The following is an 18,300-nucleotide window of genomic DNA, read 5'->3' as shown; positions in this document are numbered from 1 at the left end:
TAAGTGCTATGAAAAGAAATATTTTTATTTTAAGTGTTTTATTCGTTGTATTATCTTGGACAATAAATGCCCAACAACGGATTATTGGAGGTTCTAACGCAAATATATCAGAAGCCCCTTGGCAAGTTCTAATCCAAATAAGTAATGGAGAGTTTGGTGGAGGATCTATCATTGCTCCTAATGTAATTTTAACAGCAGCTCATGTAGTAGAAAAAGCTACAACCTCACAGATCCAAGTTGGAGCAGGTATTTCTAAACGTTCAGAATTAAATGCATCCAGCCGATATGGGGTTTCAAAAGTTATTTGTCATCCTACATTAGATGCTGCATTACTAATATTATCTCGAAATCTACCTATCGGTAATAATATTAAAACAATAGATATCCTTAATTCAAATAAATCCTCTTTATACAATGTAGGAAACACCGTTTTTATAACAGGTTGGGTATTAATGCATCAGGAGTAAATCCAGACCAATTACAAAAAACAAACATCACGATTGTTAATAATTCAGAAGCTCCATATCCTATTGAAAATGGAGAATTTCTTGGCCTTGCAAACGCAAAGCAAGTTTCATCAGGAGATAGTGGTGGACCATGGGCTATTTGGGATTCCTCTTTACAAAAATATATTTTAATAGGATTAACAAAAGCTAGTTCTCCTACCACTTATCATTCTTTGGCTGTAAAAACCTCCTACATCCTCGACTTCCTTCTCCCCCATTACCCGGTCTCCATCACCGGAGGCTCGGACCAAGTATGTACCGCCTCGACATTCTCCGTAAGTTATCCGAACTCCACGGTTACTTGGTCTTGCACGGGTCCTTTGCGAATAACCTCGCAAAGCAATCCCTCCTGTACGGTCTCCTCTACCGGGAACGGAACGGCCGTGCTGAAAGCCACGATCAAGAGTGGGAGCTACACGAAAACCGTGGAGCGGAAGCTCATCAGCGGAGGATATACCTCTTGCACGATCTCTTACGGAAATTCCGTGAACGGGAACAGCGACACGTGGTGTACGAGCCACTCCGGGAACTACTTCTCGATCGAGTCTGATTATGATCTGAACTCCTACGAGGTACGTCTCAAGAAATACCCGGGATTGCAAGTCGTGATGACTACAACCGCATCCAAAGGACAAAATACCTTGAATTATATGCTCTCGCAAGGCTGGTACACGATGGAGGCGCGCTTGCTGGGCTGCAAGAACGGGGATTGGGTAACTACCGGCGAGGTGGAGGCCGTGGATTGCTCCTCCAACTATAGCTTCTCGCTGACCCCGAATCCCGCCACCAACGTGGTGACCCTCACCTTGGACGACGTGAACACGCCGGATCCGCGCGTACCGGCCACCTTCACCGTAGCCGAGGGAGGAAAGTACGAGGTACAGATCTGGTCGGAAACCGCATTGATGAAGAAATACACCTTCGACTGGCCCACGGTAGACATACCCGTATCCGACCTTCGAAGCGGCCGCTACTTCGTCCTTGTCATCGTGAACGGCAAGAAACTCACGCAGCAGCTTATCATCCGATAAGGATCGAGAAGCCGGCTAAAGCTAACATCCCACACCATCCCCCGCAGGGACTAAGACCGACGAAATTTGACAAGCCCCCATAGGAAAGCGGGGGGAGCGAGACAAGACGCCTCCCCCCCGCTTCTCCCGAATCATCCATCCAATAAATTTTCATACCGAGCTTGATTCTCTAATGAAAGATCCACATCTATTCTTTTATCTTCAGGGCATAGTTCTTGTTTATATCGAAAAAATCAAATATATTTGGTACGAGAAAATGTATCGGCAATCTGCCTTGGGTAAGCTTCTTTCTCTAGGTTGGCATCTATCAATGTTCATACTTTTGGAACTACTATTTGCTTATTATCAAAATTAAAGCTATTGCTTATGTTATGAAACAACCGAAAAAATCCTACAAATTCGTTTTTGGTTACTCTTATACCTTATCGCATGCGCTTTGGGGAGTTGCGAATCTGATATGGTGGAGGAAATAGAATATTTGAAATCCTCGGATATCACAATCCACATAGAACCTCGTACGATGTTAAAGACTATATGTAAAGATGCGTTTGTTACCGTAAGTGGTGGAGGCGTTTCTTATAGCGTTTATAAAGGGACTACTTGCCGGACTTGCGCAGAATCAGAGCCTCTAGGTCAAGGCGAATATGAGGCCGGAGGATTCCCACAATATGGAAACGCTACCGATCGTGGCACCGGAGGTATGGGAAAACGTTATTATATTGGAGATCACTGGTATTTTGAGTTTCCTCATCTAAAAGATATATATGCCTCAACATCTAATTTAAATGTAATGGAGAAGTCTTCTCTTGAATACGCCTTGCAAACCATAACCAAAAGGCCTGCGGACTTTAGCAAGGTTTACCAAAAGTTATTGGCAACAAAGAAGCTTATAAAATTTCAGATAAATCCAAAAGCGATATCTAATGCCCAATACAATAAAGACAACATCTCCATTGAGTTTAAAGACTCTTACGCTATAGATGGCGACATGTTAATGGAAGAGTTACTTCACGCCGCTCAGCATCTGGTTTATTATGGTGAGGCAATGGATAATAAATATAAGGATTATGAGTTCGAGGTGAAGTGCTTTTGGGATTGCTCGTATTGGATCGCATATATATATGATGGGTTAGATTATCCAGCACCTATGTATTATGCGACAATAACTGATTCTTCCATTCTTTCTGATTATGAACCTTTTATTGAAAAGATATATCAGGCGGGATTTTTTTCTAGAACTAATCTTGCCACTTATAATTCTATAGCAGATAAATGGAAAGGGTATAATGGAATGCACATTTCCAATTTTACTCCCAAAATGATTTTAGATATATTAGGAAGAGCACGGCCTCCTTTGAAACAGTAAATAACACATAAACAGTAAAGAATATGAAAACAACTATCATCTTTATTCTTCTATCGCTCCTCTTTTCCGGCAACACACAGGGGCAAGGGTTGGACTCAACCGTTCGTGTCGAGACGGAGCATTTCATCATTGACCGCCATTTCGCCGGCGAGTACATGAGGGACTACCTAACCATCAAAAATGGCAATCCGCTTGCGGAATGGAAAACGGGCATGAATAATAGGTATTCCGTTCGGTTTGATGAGCACTTGACGCAAGAGGATTTTATAGGCACATTACGCGAAGAGTTGATCAAGCCCTATCTCGGAGCATTCCTAGACACTCTGCCGGCCAGCGAACTCAAAGAGATGAGAATGGTTATACTTAAATACCAATTTGATATCAATCAAAAACTCATAGGATGCTCTTTGCAGACACCTGGAAGATTGCTTGAACGCTACCCGCAGCTCGAACCCATGCTATACAAATGGGTGGAAGGCACAAAGCAATTCGATTTCACGAAATACAAGCTCAACATCTGGGATAAGGAAAAGTTCGGATACGGCGAACTTATCATCTTAGCCGGATATTATGTCAACTGGCTGAACCGGGAACGAAGAAAGCAGTCCGGCGATGAAAAGATCAGGTAGACATGCCCGTATCCCGGCCTTCAAGGCGAATATAACAAACTTTTTCCGTACTTTTGCGCCCGGGAAGCCGGGATACGGCCTCCCCCTCCTTTGGTCAAACAAATAAAAAACGACATACTATGGCATTACAATGTGGCATCGTAGGCCTCCCCAACGTGGGAAAGTCTACCCTTTTCAATTGCTTATCGAACGCGAAGGCGCAATCGGCCAACTTCCCGTTCTGCACCATCGAACCGAACGTGGGAGTGATCACCGTGCCCGACGAGCGGCTAAATAAATTAGCGGAAATCGAACATCCGCAACGAGTGATCCCCACCACCGTAGAGATCGTGGATATCGCCGGGCTGGTGAAAGGAGCGAGCAAGGGCGAGGGATTGGGCAATAAGTTCTTGGCTAATATCCGTGAGACAGACGCAATCTTACACGTATTGCGTTGCTTCGATGACGATAATATCGTGCACGTGGATGGACGTGTAGACCCGGTCCGTGATAAGGAGATCATTGACTATGAACTACAAATCAAAGATTTGGAAACGATAGACAGCCGTATCGCCAAGGTGCAGAAGCAAGCGCAAACCGGAGGCGACAAGCAAGCCAAGATCGCTTACGAGGTACTTTGTAAATATAAGGAGGCCTTGGAACAAGGGAAAAGCGCACGTACCGTTTCTTTTGACACGAAAGACGAGGAACGTATCGCCCACGACCTGTTCTTGCTGACGAACAAGCCTGTCATGTATGTTTGTAACGTGGATGAGGCCAGCGCCGTAAACGGCAATAAATATGTGGATGCCGTACGTGAGGCGGTCAAAGACGAGGATGCCCAGATACTGGTAGTCGCCGCTAAGATCGAGAGTGAGATCGCTGAGTTCGATACCTATGAGGAGCGCCAGATGTTCCTACAAGAGATCGGATTGGAAGAGTCCGGCGTAAGCCGTTTGATTAAATCGGCTTATAAATTATTGAACCTGCAAACCTTCTTGACCGCCGGACCGGACGAATGCCGCGCGTGGACGTTCCATAAAGGCTGGAAAGCGCCTCAATGCGCCGGTGTGATCCATACCGATTTCGAGAAAGGATTCATCCGCGCCGAGGTGATCAAGTACGAGGATTATATCGCTTATGGCTCCGAGGCTGCCGTTAAAGAGGCCGGAAAGATGAACGTTGAAGGTAAGGAATATGTTGTGCAAGATGGAGATATCATGCATTTCCGCTTCAACGTCTGATCCCCGCCAAAGAAACAGGGATGAACGCATAAGGGAAGGGGGATGTGTCGTAAACTCGACACATCCCCCTTCCTTTGTTAAAGTCTCAATAAATCATCCTGACAATTTGTGCGCAATTGAGCCGGCGATACCATACCCTGCCATCTCCATACCTTTCTCATGAGTCCTTCCTACTACATATTTAAGTAAGTTATACATTTACAAGACGCAGCAAGCCGCTCAAACGTTACATACTGCGAAATAAATAAAGAATTCCGCACGTTTGTCAGGATTAAACCATATATTTGGATTCGTTTAAAACCATATTACCATGAAACACTTATGGATCGCCGCATTAGCAGCCTGTAGCCTGCTCACGGGGTATGCGCAAAAGCAAAAAGTAACCAGCGTGCTGGAAGTGATGGACATTACGACCGGGCAACGCTCCGTCATCAAGGAATTCTCTTTCCTGATCGAGGCTCCGAACTGGACCCCGGACGGCCAATGGCTGGTTTACAACAGCGGAGGAAAACTCTATAAGCTCTCCACCGAATCCCCCAGCGAACCGCAGTTGATCCCTAGCGACTACGCCGCCCGTTGCAACAACGACCACGTGATCTCCACCGACGGTAAGCAAATCGCCATCAGCAACGGGACAAGAGAAGACGGCCGTTCGCGCATCTACATCCTGCCCTTCGAGGGAGGTATCCCTCGGCTGATCACCCCACTCGGACCCAGTTACCTGCACGGATGGAGCCCCGATGGGAAGCAGCTCGCCTATTGCGCCGAGCGGAAAGGCAATTTCGACGTATATGTCATCCCCGCCCTCGGAGGAGAGGAAATCCGCCTCACGACCGCCGAGGGACTGGACGACGGCCCCGAATATTCTCCCTGCGGCCAATACATCTGGTTCAACTCCGTACGCACCGGACTCATGCAGGTATGGCGCATGAGAGCGGACGGTTCCGAGCAGACCCAGATGACCTTCGACGAGACTCGCAACTCTTGGTTCCCGCACGTGTCGCCAAACGGCAAACTCGTTGTCTTCATCACCTATAAGAAAGGCGACCTGGAGCCCGGTCAGCACCTCGCCAACAAACACGTGGAATTGCGCCTCATGCCTGCCGAGGGCGGCGAGCCCAAGACGATCGTAAAGCTATTCGGCGGACAAGGGACGATCAACGTCAACTCCTGGGCCCCCGATAGCAAGCGATTCGCTTTCGTCAGCTACCGGATGGAATGATTTCGTCACCGAGCAACAACAAGACATGTTTCAATAACAAAACATTTTTCAATATGCTACATATCACGTTTTTCTTGATCGGCTTGGCCCTGACGGGAGTTCTCGCTTCCTGCGGCCAGGCCCCGCGAGAGGAAGGGCTCAAAAGAATTGATGTCGGGACGGCATACGCCAGCCAAGCCTCCTTGAAAGCCTCGGACTATTTCCGTAAAGTCCGCTACATCCCCTTGGAGACCACCGAGCAGTCATTGGTAGGAAATAACCCGGAGATTTGGATCGCCGATGATCATCTGATCGTCTCTACCGAACAAGGTTGCCTATCGTTCGATAAGGAAAGCGGGCGTTTCATCAGCTCGATCGGACATAAAGGCAACGACCCACAAGGCTGCCTATCGTTCTCCGGATGGCTGAACGCCGCCGCCCAGACGATCTATTTCCCTGCCGGCAACGGCCGGTCGGTCATCTACGATACCGAGGGAAACTTCGTGGGCGAGCAAAAAGATCTCGACCAAACAGATGGGTTGTTCGGCATCGACTCGTATGATTATTTGGACGCACATATCTTGGTGGAGCACCTGCCCGCCACGGCGACAAAGCCCGACCGGGTGATCCTCTTCCGGGATACGACCCTGATCGCCGCCTTCCCCTCGCACGGCGAGCCGCTCTTCCCCCTGGCGAAAGCCATGGCCGATATCGAGGGTATCAACGTGCAAAACGATAAAGACACCGGGCACAACATTATCTACATCACCTTCAAGGACGGACAACAAAATGGGTTCATCCCCACGGAACAACCCTTTTGGCACGTGAAAGACAGGCTCTTCTTCCGCGAGCAGTTCAACGATACCCTCTACCAAGTAAGCCCGGAAGGATTGAGTCCGGTGAGCTGCCTCGACTTCGGGACGATACGCTGGGACCGGAAAGACCGGTTCAATCCGGAAAAAGACAAGGCCGCCTATCCTTTCGCAATCTACGAGAATGAGCGTCTGCTTTGGCTCCGCTTCGCAGTAAACCTCTATCACCCGGAAGAGCTGAAATTCTACAATGCCGTGTACGACAAGAGCCGTGACGAGGTAAAAGTATCCCCTTTCAAGGAACAGGTGACAGACGACATAAACGGCTTCTTCCCGTTGCAACCGACGTTTATCACCCCTATGGGTGAGTTTGCCCAGCTGGTATCCGCTGCAACTCTCTTGGAATGGTTCGACACCCACGCCGACAACGAGGCATGGCCGGAAGAGATAAAAAACCTCCGCAAATTAACGGAAGAGGACAACCCGGTCGTGATCCTCATGGAATAAATAATAAAAAACAGCCGAAAACGCGTAACAATTCATACCCCTCTCCCGTCTTCCATACGAAAGCCTCTCCCAAGGCGCGCGAACGGAAGGCTACGAGATGTTTAACGAAAAAACAAATACCGCGATGAAACGATTACTTGTCATATTGACAATTGTCCTTATCAGCCAAGCTGGATACGGACAACAAAAGATGGATCAATTATTTAATGCTTTCCGAAGCGAGAGCGATGTTACTTCCGTAAATATCGGAAATATAACGATGAAACTAGCCAGTCTGTTTACCGAGACGATGGGCGTGAACGGCATCGAAGTCTTATCTTTCGATGAATGCGCCCAAGAGGTGAAAGAACGTTTCTCCAACGCCATCCGGAACCTGAAAGACCCGGATTACGAGACAATTGTCTCAGCCAACGAAAACGATAACCGTACGAAAATCCTTGTCAACATCCAGGAAGATATGATCCGGGAGTTGGTCATACTCACCACCGGAAGCGGCAATGCGTTGATCCGTATCAAAGGAAATATCAAGCCGGATGACTTAGACCGGGTGATCAACGAACACAAAGGAAAATACTAAAAGAAGCATAAGGATGGAGACCGCTATATTCAAGCAGCGATTCCTTCCTTTTCACCCCAAACTCTATCGGATCGCTTACGCCTTGGTTGGCGACAAGGCCGATGCGGAAGACATCCTTCAAGAGGCCTATTGCAAACTGTGGAATAAACGGGACGAGCTGGAGGACATCCAGAACCCGGAAGCCTTTTCCATCACATTGGTCAAGCATCTTTGCCTGGATTTCCTACGATCGCCCAAAGCAAGCCGAAAAGAGAACAAGGAGACGCTGGAAACCGTCCGTCTAACAACCAGCTCCTCTCCGGATAAGGAACTGGAAGAAAAGGAAGATATCAGGCAGGTACAGGCACTGATCGAACAACTCCCCGAAAACCAAAAGCAGGTAATCCGCCTGCGAGGAATCGAGGATTGTTCCTTCGAGGATATCGAACAGATCACGGGACTGAGTCCCTCTAATATACGAACATTACTTTCCCGGGCCCGCAAAACGATCCGGGAGAAACTAAAAAGCAAGTTGTCATGATGGATGAGAAAAGAATAGATAAACTGATAAACAAGGCACTCCAAGAGGACTTAGCCTTGCCGGAAGGACTTTCCGAACGACTGGAGCGGCAAATCAATCTCCTGGCCCATGACAAAAAGCTGGCTCGATCCGCACGTCTACATCCTTTCTATTGGATAAGCGGTGTCGCCGCCGCTATCTTCGGTACCCTGTTCCTGTTCTTCACGGAGACCAATCATCCGGCTTCCGCCATGGCCGATACCTTTACCGATCCGGAAGAGGCGGCAGTCGTAGCCCAAAACGCCTTGGCGTTCATGTCCAGGAACTTGAACATAGGCCTCGGGCAAGTCCATGAGACCAGCCAAGAGGTAGAGCGAATAAATAAGATCATACATAAACATTTAAATGATTAATACAATGAGACATAAATATCTATATCTACTATTGCTTCTCTGCTGCGTGAACATCGGTTTCGCCCAGAACAAGCTTTTCGACAAATATGCGGACATGGATGATGTTACTTCCGTGTATATCTCCAAGAAGATGTTCCAAATGATGCCGGTCATGGAAACTGCCGGGCTCAACCTGGCCAACCTGAAGGGAAAGATCGAATCCCTGCAAATACTGACTACCGAGAAAGCAGAATTAAAGAAAAAAATGCGAAGCGAGTTCAATGCCTTGATCGGTAAGGAACACGAGGAACTCATACGGGTGAAAGATGGGAAGACCAAGGCCAACTTCTACGTCAAGCAAAAAGGAGAGCTGATCCAAGAGTTGATCATGATAGCCGACATGGAGAACGGAGGTTTCAGCGTCATGCAATTGTTAGGACGTTTCACGCTCCAAGATGTGCAGGAAATTACCAGTGAGATCAACAAATAATGACAATGCCTATTGTAAGCCTCTTATAATGCCTATTATAAGGAGCTTACGATGGGCATTATAAGAGGTTTACAATAGGCATTGTAAGAAACATAGTATAATTCATTGTACCACAAGTTATTTCCCAGTAATAATCCGCTTAATCTCACTCAGCTTATTTAAGGCTTCCAAGGGAGTAAGATTATTCACGTCCAAGTTCTTGATCTCATCCCGTACTTGGCTCAACACCGGATCATCCAACTGGAAGAAACTCAGCTGATACCCCTCGGCGGCAGAGGCGATCGCATTTACAGGCTTACCCGTAATACCCTCCTGACGATTCTCGGACTCCAACTGCTTCAAGATCTCATTCGAACGCTTCACGATGCTTTTAGGCATACCGGCCATTTTCGCCACGTGGATACCAAAGCTATGCTCGCTTCCTCCCGGTATCAACTTACGCAAAAATATCACCTTATTCCCTACTTCCTTGACCGATACGTTATAGTTCTTGATCCGCTTAAAGGCACGCTCCATCTCGTTCAGCTCGTGGTAATGGGTAGCGAACAGCGTTTTCGCCTTCGCATTCGGGTGCTCATGAATATATTCCACGATCGCCCAAGCGATTGATATGCCATCGTAGGTACTGGTACCCCGCCCTAACTCGTCGAAAAGCACCAAGCTCCGGGAAGTCATATTATTTAATATATCGGAAGCCTCATTCATCTCGACCATAAAAGTAGACTCACCCACCGAGATATTATCCGAGGCGCCTACACGGGTAAATATCTTATCCACGATACCGATATGGGCGCTCTCGGCCGGAACAAAGCAACCGATTTGCGCCATGAGCGTAATCAAGGCTGTCTGACGCAATAAGGCAGACTTACCGGCCATATTCGGACCCGTGATAATGATGATCTGTTGTTTCTCGTCATCCAGATAGACATCATTGGCGATATAAGGTTCTCCCAAGGGCAGTTGTTTCTCGATTACCGGGTGGCGACCTCCCTTTATGTCGATCTTGTCGGAATCACTCACGACCGGACGGATATACTTATTCGCCTCCGCGGCCTTAGCGAAAGATAACAGGCAATCGATACGCCCGATCAAGTTCGCGTTCATCTGGATAGGCGGAATATACTCCGTCAAGGCCAATACCAGCTCATTGAAAAGGCGGGTCTCCAGAGCAAGGATCTTTTCTTCCGCCCCTAATATCTTCTCCTCGTATTCCTTCAACTCCTCGGTAATATAGCGCTCGGCGTTCACCAAGGTCTGTTTACGGATCCAATTCGCCGGGACTTTATCCTTATGGGTATTACGTACCTCTATATAATAGCCGAAGACGTTGTTGAAAGCGATCTTCAAGCTTGGGATACCCGTCAATTCGATCTCGCGCTGCTGTACCTTCAACAAATAATCCTTGCCGGAATAAGCGATGGCACGCAAGTCATCCAATTCCTCGTTGACACCCTTCGCTATAATTCCTCCCTTATTGACCAAAGAAGGGGGATCGTTATTAATCTCTTTCTCAATCCGGTCGCGGATCAAGGCGCAAGCGTTTAATTGCTCCCCGATCCGGCATAAGCTGGGTTCCCCGCTCGCCATACATGCCTCCTTGATCGGCTCGATCGCACGAAGCGCAACCTTTAGCTGAACCACCTCACGAGGAGATACACGGCCGACAGCCACCTTGGAGATAATACGTTCCAAATCGCCGATCTGCTCCAACTGCGTATCCAGCAACTCCTTTGTCTCCGGTTCACGGAAGAAATAATCCACGACCTCTTGGCGTTCTTGGATCGGTTTTACATCCTTTAGCGGGAATAGTATCCACCGGCGAAGCATACGAGAGCCCATCGGCGAGATCGTCTTATCGATCACGTCCAACAAGCTTGTTCCCTCATCGTTCATCGTACCCACCAGTTCCAAGCTGCGTACCGTAAACTTATCCAAGCGGACGTATCGATCCTCCTCGATACGGGATAAAGCGGTGATATGGGAAATATGCGTATGCTGGGTCTGGTCCAGATAATACAGAATCGCCCCGGAAGCGATAATACCTAATTTCAAGTGTTGTACGCCAAAACCCTTCAAGTTCTTCGTCTCGAAATGCTTCAACAGGCGATCCTCGGCAGCCGAGGTCGTAAAGATCCAGTCATCCAGCTCAAAGATAAAGAAACGAGGACCGAAAGCCTCCTCGAAACGCTTCTTGTTTCCCCGTTCGATCAACACTTCCTTCGGGGAAAAATTATTGAGTAATTTGTCGATATAATCGATGGAACCCTCCGCTGTCATGAACTCGCCGGTAGAGATATCCAAGAAAGAAATACCACATACCTCCTTGGCGAAATGGATAGAGGCCAAGAAATTATTCTCTTTATGATTCAGTATATTATCATTGATGGAAACACCGGGAGTCACCAATTCCGTAATACCCCGCTTCACCAGTTTCTTCGTCAACTTAGGGTCTTCCAGCTGGTCGCAAATAGCCACACGCTTTCCGGCCCGCACCAACTTCGGCAGATAAGAATCCAAGGCATGATGTGGAAATCCCGCCATCTCAACATGCTGCCCTACGCCATTCGCACGTTTGGTCTGTACGATACCCAGTATTTCCGCGCCAATCACGGCGTCCTCGCCATACATCTCGTAAAAGTCTCCAACCCGGAATAAAAGGATAGCGTCCGGATGTTTCGCTTTTATATCGAAATACTGCTTCATCAAAGGGGTTTCCACAACTTTTGCCACGATAGTAATCTTTTAAATGCGTTTACGAATTAATCCGCACAAAGGTACTATTTTTTTTCTATCCGTTTACTTTCTTATAATCCGCTAGAAAAGTAGCTAGCCCACTATCCGTTAACGGGTGTTTCAATAAGCCTTTAATGGCGGACAAAGGACAAGTAGCCACATCCGCCCCGGCCTCCACGCATTGGATGATATGCTGGGTGCTACGGATAGAAGCCGCTAAAACTTGGGTATCATAATCATAATAATCATACATTTCCACGATCTTACGTACCAGCTCTATCCCGTCGCTGGCAATATCATCCAAACGCCCGACAAAGGGCGATACATACGTAGCCCCGGCCTTAGCCGCCAATAACGCCTGACCGACAGAGAAAACCAGCGTACAATTCGTACGGATGCCTTTTCTGGTGAAATATTTTATCGCTTTAATCCCCGCTTCGATACAAGGTACTTTAACGACTATATTAGGATGTAAAGCTGCCAACTCCTCCCCTTCTTTTATCATGCCCTCTAAGTCGGTAGCGATTACCTCGGCGCTTACATCCCCGCCCACGATCTCGCAAATTTCCAAATAGTGTTTCCGTTGATTTTCCACCCCCCGGATTCCCTCTTTCGCCATTAAGGACGGATTAGTCGTCACGCCATCCAATACTCCCAATTCATTCGCTTCCCGGATCTGGTCCAGATTCGCCGTGTCAATAAAAAACTTCATAGCTTTAAACTTTAATGTTACGTAGTTGTATAACCCTTCTGATTCGCTATTAGTTCTAAATCAACCGTCTCAATCCCCTACTAATTCCATATACAAGTCGTTAAGCCGTTTGTGGAGATATAAAACAGCGTATTTTTCCGGGATAGGTATGCTTCTTGATACGATCTATGATCTTAGGGAGACGATCGAGAAGAAGATATATTTTATTTTACAGACAAAGTATATTTCCTATCGATCCATTCGGCCAATGAAATACCGCCCAATTCTTCGATAGTCTCTTTCCTTTTATAAGGTTTTAGTTGATGAATACGTTTCCAAATATCATTAAGCCAGACCTCATATCGGTTAGGCAACATAAGTTCTGGACGGAATTCCGATATATCTAAGTCTAAATCATCACTATTAAGAAGATAGTTCTTTATTAAAGTCGCAGATTCTAACAACTCACCAACCACATGCGGTAAAGGAAAAGGCAGAAGTTCATCATTCAGTTTCAATTGTTGGCCCCCTGCGGAAAAAGTGTCCCGCATATGAAAATTAACAACAGACCGGCGCGTACATAACCATAAGGCAGCATTCTCATAATTCCCACTCACTACTTCCGGGAATAAAATAAATATCTCCGCTTTTAGTCTCTTATTCCTTTCCGGATCCGCATATTCTCCATTATCCACCCACAGGCTTATATTCATATCCGTATGCTCCTCCAAACTTTCCTCAGCGGAAGTGCCCAACCACCAAGGCATAGCTTTCTTTTTGGCTTTAATGGCTTTTTCCCTATAATATTTTCGAACGATCTCTATAGAATCCGGAGCATTCCTTAATTGATCATAAGCAACTCCCATCTTACTAAAAATAGTCTGCTCTTTCGTTAATTCCATATTAATCAAATAACGGGGAGAATGGGTAACAGCTATATCGGAAAGACAATCCTCATAAGGACGGCACTTAAACTCCGCCGTCTTACCTCCCAGTTTGCCGAAGAGCATATAGATATTTTCTACATTCTTATCACGTGTAGACTCCACGATGCTACTTCCCGTAGATGTCCAATGATTCTCTTTTGTAGATTTTACCTCAACCCCATAATATTTCTCCGCGATAATATCTGGAAAATATTGGGCGGAAACCAAGCGTATCTCCTCCACACGGAAAGGAGTTCTACCGCAAAGTTCTTTCATCACGTTCACTACTACATTTTCCAGTTCCTTACTCTTACAATCGCAATACGTACCCGGAATAGCAGCTGCTTTTTCATTCAAGTATGATTCCAGCATAAACATAAAATCCGCAAAAGCCTCATCCGCTTTTTGAAGATTTCTATTACGCACAGTAATAATATTCTCCTCTTCCATATTATCTCTTTTTAAAATACAACGGCCATAAAGTCTGTATGCGATTCGCTATATGATACGCTAATACTGGAGGAACCGCGTTACCGATCACCTTATAAGCGCCTGAGGCACTTAACTCAAAACGTGTACTGTTCTTTTTATGGGAGACAAACGTATAATCCGGCGGAAACGTCTGTATCAAAGCACATTCTCGAGGAGTTAAGCGACGTTCTTGTAAACCGGCGTCTAATTCTTCCGTAATAATGCCCCCATGCTCCCGGGATAAACGACGGTATTCTATATTTCCATGATGCTCGGAACGAATCGTCGGGCCAATATTATCCAACGCGATCTCCTTTTGACCTTGACAATGAGCTCCCATATATTTCGCCTGTGAATAATACCGCTGGGACAGATCGTCTGTCCTATCCGGTTCCTCCAATCCTACAAATACATCCCGACAAACCACCGGTGGCAATAGTTTCTTATCTTCCACGGTGCAAGCATGTGTCGGACTCGGATAAGGATCGTAAGCTTTGGGTATCTTCTCCTCTTGAAGCGCTCTTAAAGCCTTAACCTTTAACGCGGACTTACGTATCCCGATAAAAATCACACGCTCTCTAGACTCCGGAACCCCATAATTGCCCGCATGTAAAACTTGAGGATCTAAAACAATATATCCATCCCCAGCCGCATGGGCGAAGTCTCTCTGAATAATACTTTTCACGTCTCCCAGATTCACCAGTCCCTTCACGTTCTCCGCGATAAATATCTTGGGTCTCGTAATATCGATCACCTGCTTCATCCAATAGTAAAGTTTACCCCTCGTCTCTTCCGAGGCCTCATCGTCCTCACGCAATTTCCCGGTATGATCCTTATTCGACTCAAATCCCAAACGTTTACCAGAGACACTGAAATCCTGGCAAGGAAAACCTCCCGTGACGACATCTATATTTTTAGGGAAAACTTTTTTCCCCGCTCGATGCTCTTTCACCAAGTCTACGATACTCTTTGTATTATAAACGTTTTTATCATATCCGAATCGATCCATATATTGAAGCCAAGCGGTTTGTGCCTCTTTCAATATATCATTCGCAAAGACCGTTCGAAAACGATTCTTCTGTAAACGAACCCAGTGTTCATCAATAACCTCTTGAATCCACGTACTTTGAGGAGATATAGACTTACGATGACATATAAAATCCCCCTCGAATCCTAAATCCATGCCCCCACATCCAGAGAACAGGGACAAGACCCGTAAGCTATCCAACGATTCAATATTCTTTCCACCTCTTTTCATTTCAGGTCCTTGCTATATACTATTTTTTATCAAAAGAATCGCAAATCTACAAAAATCACGGGAAAAGCACTAGAATTTATCAGTCTTTGCTCAAAACAATCTTATGCAGGAAATTGTCCTCATAATAATCTACCATATAGATTATCGAATTATCTTCTGTCGCACATCCAGTGTATAGGCCTCTTCCTTTGGGCAACGAATAACGAGCTACCGGATTCCCATCCCAATCGAATTGCTCCAGATACAAGGGATTCGTATCGTCCTTATCATTTTCTGATTCCCGGTAAGTGGCATAAACATACTTATCACTCGCAAAACAACTATAATAACAGATCGGATTATCCGGCGAAGAGGTAGTCCGTAAGGTTTTATCTCCGAATTGACACATCTTTACATGATTGCCGTCAAAGTCGAAGAAAGCGATCCGGTCATGATAGAGAAAAGCGAACGCCTCGCGCTTCCTAAAAAAACTATACCCCAACTGTCCCATATAAAAAAAGCCACTGGCATCTTTCGCAAAATGGAAAGGTACGGTTCCTTTCACCGTAGAATCATTCACGCTTACCCATCCTATTCCCATTCCATTATTTGAACCTAAAGTGACCTGCATCTTACCATCTCCTATATATAAAGGAGCACCGAATAAGACTCTGTTCCCTTGAATTTCATACAGTTGATCATACTCCTCCAACTCAAAAGCAGTAGATAAAGTAAAAAGCTGGTTATTATAGATATTCCATATATAACAAAGTTTATCTGTTTCCTTAGTAGGGATTACACGTATATCCATAAATTCATTTGGCCCTTCACCGAAAGGAGCCAACTGAGCTATCACCTTATAGTCGAGTAAAGAGACCACATGCAAAAGATAGGCTCCTTCTCTCATCTCAAGATGTTTAATAATAAGATAGTCTCCTTTGATAAACAATTCTATCTCCCTGTTCTCTATCATCAAATCAAGCGGAATTTTTTGGATAGAGCGGATCTCTCCTTTGGGGAAATCTGACTTTTTGAGTTGTATTACACTATTTTTAGGAAATTCAGGATACTCTATCCCACCTAGCTGAATGAAACGAGCAACAGGAGAATTATTTGATTTCTCATGTCCACATCCTGTCAATAGTAGAATAGTTACGACAATAGCACTAAAAAAGGCAACAATACGCATATCTCTAACTATTAAAATATTCAACTTTCAATCCGATTTCCCCCGGTTCAAGGCCTGTGACTTGCCCGATTATTCCAGCGTCAATACCTAAAGCTTTTACTTTTTTGGCATTAGCCTTAGTCAAAGATAGTTCTTAATCACGAGAGAGACAATATCGCAAACAAAAAATGCCTCAATAATTCTTGAGAATCTCTATACATTATACAAGCAAAAGCCATGCATAGAATTATTTCTCTACACATGGCTCTTTTCACGTACTCTTTTCTTATAGGCAGTTATTCATCTTTGTTTTGGTTCCAAATAAAACATTATGTGTTTCTATACTTTATTATTCTATCATTTCAAAACAAAAGGAACATATACAGAGAGCATCAAATCCGAAAGATGTCCACGACGGCCATTAGCCGGTCCGTTATTGAAATGCTTCAAGGTATTGAAACAGCCATACTGATAAGAAAGACCGAACTCACAATGCTTGCTTAAACGATATCCCACCTTCGCCATCACGGACAGATCAAACACGGCTTGTGGCTGTACATAAAGCGTAGGGGCGATACCGACACCTAAATGGAATTTCTTGGTAAAACGCCAATTCCAACTAGTGGCTACGGAGATAGGCATGACAAATTCATCAATCGTCTCAGTACCACCTTTGAATATATGTGAACCACCTTCCATACCTTCGTAAAAAAGATAACGAGAAGACTTGACAGTTTCCATCTTTTGAAATCCCATCGTAACATCCAAGTCATAGAAGAATTTCTGTTCCGGAAGGAATCGGAAGCGATAACCGATCATACTATTCAATTTATAATCGTTCCGATAATCCAAATTCGATTTATCCCCCCAAGTAGTCTCCTTCCAACCATCCTGCAAAGGAAATCCAACACCGGCACCTACTAATAACCCATGCTCTACTTGGGCAAAAACAAAAGCTGAAGTAGAAACAAGTAATAAGAATAATAAAATCTTTTTTCTCATAACAATTGTGTCGTGTATTTATATTTGAAAATCTGCTTCACCAACAAAAGCCTTTGTTTGTAATCCTGTCGTTTCAGCAACCTTAATCAATTCCGCATCATTACTACATGACATCATTAATAAAGTACATGCAGATGCTAAAAGCACTGTCTTTTTGTCCATACTTCTAAAATTTGAATTATTTATAAATTAAAAAAACCTTCTGCGTAGTTTTCTGAATCTGATATATAAAGTCCATAAGATCCAGAAATACATCCATCTAATGAGATAATACTAGAAGAAACATCTTGTGTATCCACTATCTCCTCATAAACGATATTTCCATTCGCATCCGCAACAGATACTCGTACCTCTCCTAAATATTCCAAAAACTCCAAAGACAAAACTTTTGAGGTTTCATCGATATCAGCTATTATAGGTACATCTAAATTAATAGACCGCTGTTTTTTATCACCTAGCGTACCTTTTCCATGTAAAGGTACACGACGTGCAAACGATGATACGCAAGTAGAGATAATAAATAAAGCTAGTAACAGCCATTTCAAATTTTTCATATACACTCTCTTTTTTCGTTATCGTTTATGACTGCAAAAATAGAGAGTTCATATGGCATAGAGAGTACAAAACCTTCAAGAACGTATGGACAAGCAAAAAATAGATAATTATCTAATAATCAAATAAGTAAACCAATACATATATGGCCAAAACTCTAAAATTGTATCTAAACAGAGTCTATAACAGACTAAACAGGTTGAATATGGATAAGCGACTCATAGAAATCTTGCTTGCCTTCCCAATGTAACTTTTTCCGTACCCGCAAGCGTGTTTTGTCTACGGAA

At 45.0% G+C, this 18,300-nt stretch carries 19 protein-coding genes; 11 read left to right on the top strand and 8 right to left on the bottom strand.

Translation table 11 applies throughout. The annotated features are described in order from the left end of the window. The first annotated feature begins 8 nt into the window (after nt 1–8). The 11 genes from E5342_RS19750 (at nt 9) to E5342_RS11900 (ending at nt 9,233) form a co-directional block, all read left to right on the top strand. Entirely contained in the window at nt 9–467 is a 459-nt protein-coding gene (locus E5342_RS19750; RefSeq protein WP_236651505.1) for a S1 family peptidase, read from the top strand. Between the two features lie 212 nt (nt 468–679). Next, nucleotides 680–1,537 (top strand): T9SS type A sorting domain-containing protein, encoded by an 858-nt coding sequence (locus E5342_RS11945; protein WP_246867104.1) that lies wholly within the window; start codon nt 680–682, stop codon nt 1,535–1,537. Nucleotides 1,538–2,057: 520 nt separating this feature from the next. Beyond that, nucleotides 2,058–2,903 carry a hypothetical protein gene (locus tag E5342_RS11940; RefSeq protein WP_135959452.1) on the top strand — a complete coding sequence of 282 codons (846 nt, stop codon included), beginning with the start codon at nt 2,058–2,060 and terminating at the stop codon, nt 2,901–2,903. Nucleotides 2,904–2,926: 23 nt separating this feature from the next. After that, nucleotides 2,927–3,532, top strand: coding sequence for a hypothetical protein (locus E5342_RS11935; RefSeq protein WP_121736717.1), 606 nt, complete (start codon nt 2,927–2,929; stop codon nt 3,530–3,532). 119 nt (nt 3,533–3,651) lie between these two features. After that, nucleotides 3,652–4,755: a redox-regulated ATPase YchF gene (gene ychF / locus E5342_RS11930; protein ID WP_121736716.1), complete on the top strand. Its 1,104-nt coding sequence runs from the start codon at nt 3,652–3,654 to the stop codon at nt 4,753–4,755. Between the two features lie 310 nt (nt 4,756–5,065). After that, nucleotides 5,066–5,977 carry a TolB family protein gene (locus E5342_RS11925; protein WP_135959451.1) on the top strand — a complete coding sequence of 304 codons (912 nt, stop codon included), beginning with the start codon at nt 5,066–5,068 and terminating at the stop codon, nt 5,975–5,977. Between the two features lie 53 nt (nt 5,978–6,030). Beyond that, complete coding sequence (locus E5342_RS11920; protein ID WP_135959450.1) at nt 6,031–7,275, top strand: DUF4934 domain-containing protein; 1,245 nt, start codon at nt 6,031–6,033, stop codon at nt 7,273–7,275. A gap of 124 nt (nt 7,276–7,399) precedes the next feature. Then, complete coding sequence (locus tag E5342_RS11915) at nt 7,400–7,852, top strand: DUF4252 domain-containing protein (protein ID WP_135959449.1); 453 nt, start codon at nt 7,400–7,402, stop codon at nt 7,850–7,852. 13 nt (nt 7,853–7,865) lie between these two features. Next, entirely contained in the window at nt 7,866–8,372 is a 507-nt protein-coding gene (locus tag E5342_RS11910; protein ID WP_135959448.1) for an RNA polymerase sigma factor, read from the top strand. Then, nucleotides 8,369–8,764 carry a hypothetical protein gene (locus E5342_RS11905; RefSeq protein WP_246867103.1) on the top strand — a complete coding sequence of 132 codons (396 nt, stop codon included), beginning with the start codon at nt 8,369–8,371 and terminating at the stop codon, nt 8,762–8,764. Before E5342_RS11910 ends, E5342_RS11905 begins: the two co-directional genes overlap by 4 nt. Next, a complete protein-coding gene (locus E5342_RS11900) occupies nt 8,757–9,233 on the top strand; it encodes a DUF4252 domain-containing protein (protein WP_121736713.1) in 477 nt (158 codons plus the stop codon). The genes E5342_RS11905 and E5342_RS11900 overlap by 8 nt, the downstream gene beginning before the upstream one ends. A 117-nt stretch (nt 9,234–9,350) precedes the next feature. Here E5342_RS11900 and mutS read toward each other — a convergent pair whose 3' ends face one another. The 8 genes from mutS to E5342_RS11860 all read right to left on the bottom strand — a co-directional run bounded on the left by mutS (nt 9,351) and on the right by E5342_RS11860 (nt 18,015). Next, the gene (gene mutS / locus E5342_RS11895; protein ID WP_432707221.1) at nt 9,351–11,936 is read right to left on the bottom strand and encodes a DNA mismatch repair protein MutS; all 2,586 of its coding nucleotides are present in this window, start codon (nt 11,934–11,936) and stop codon (nt 9,351–9,353) included. A gap of 85 nt (nt 11,937–12,021) precedes the next feature. Further along, entirely contained in the window at nt 12,022–12,678 is a 657-nt protein-coding gene (gene fsa / locus E5342_RS11890; RefSeq protein WP_005860406.1) for a fructose-6-phosphate aldolase, read from the bottom strand. A gap of 203 nt (nt 12,679–12,881) precedes the next feature. Further along, nucleotides 12,882–14,033, bottom strand: a complete 1,152-nt coding sequence (locus E5342_RS11885) for a hypothetical protein (protein ID WP_009016532.1) — start codon at nt 14,031–14,033, stop codon at nt 12,882–12,884. A gap of 1 nt (nt 14,034) precedes the next feature. Continuing rightward, on the bottom strand, nt 14,035–15,312 hold the full coding sequence (locus tag E5342_RS11880; RefSeq protein WP_121737448.1) for a DNA cytosine methyltransferase: 1,278 nt from the start codon (nt 15,310–15,312) through the stop codon (nt 14,035–14,037). Nucleotides 15,313–15,391: 79 nt separating this feature from the next. Continuing rightward, entirely contained in the window at nt 15,392–16,480 is a 1,089-nt protein-coding gene (locus E5342_RS11875; protein WP_121737447.1) for a hypothetical protein, read from the bottom strand. Between the two features lie 336 nt (nt 16,481–16,816). After that, nucleotides 16,817–17,461 (bottom strand): hypothetical protein, encoded by a 645-nt coding sequence (locus E5342_RS11870; RefSeq protein ID WP_121737446.1) that lies wholly within the window; start codon nt 17,459–17,461, stop codon nt 16,817–16,819. Between the two features lie 18 nt (nt 17,462–17,479). Beyond that, nucleotides 17,480–17,623 (bottom strand): hypothetical protein, encoded by a 144-nt coding sequence (locus E5342_RS11865; RefSeq protein ID WP_236651536.1) that lies wholly within the window; start codon nt 17,621–17,623, stop codon nt 17,480–17,482. Nucleotides 17,624–17,643: 20 nt separating this feature from the next. Then, a complete protein-coding gene (locus E5342_RS11860; protein WP_135959446.1) occupies nt 17,644–18,015 on the bottom strand; it encodes a DUF3244 domain-containing protein in 372 nt (123 codons plus the stop codon). Nucleotides 18,016–18,300 lie beyond the last annotated feature (285 nt).

Source organism: Parabacteroides distasonis (assembly GCF_004793765.1).
Classification (GTDB): Bacteria; Bacteroidota; Bacteroidia; order Bacteroidales; family Tannerellaceae; genus Parabacteroides; species Parabacteroides distasonis_A.
This window is presented reverse-complemented; position numbering and strand designations above follow the sequence as displayed.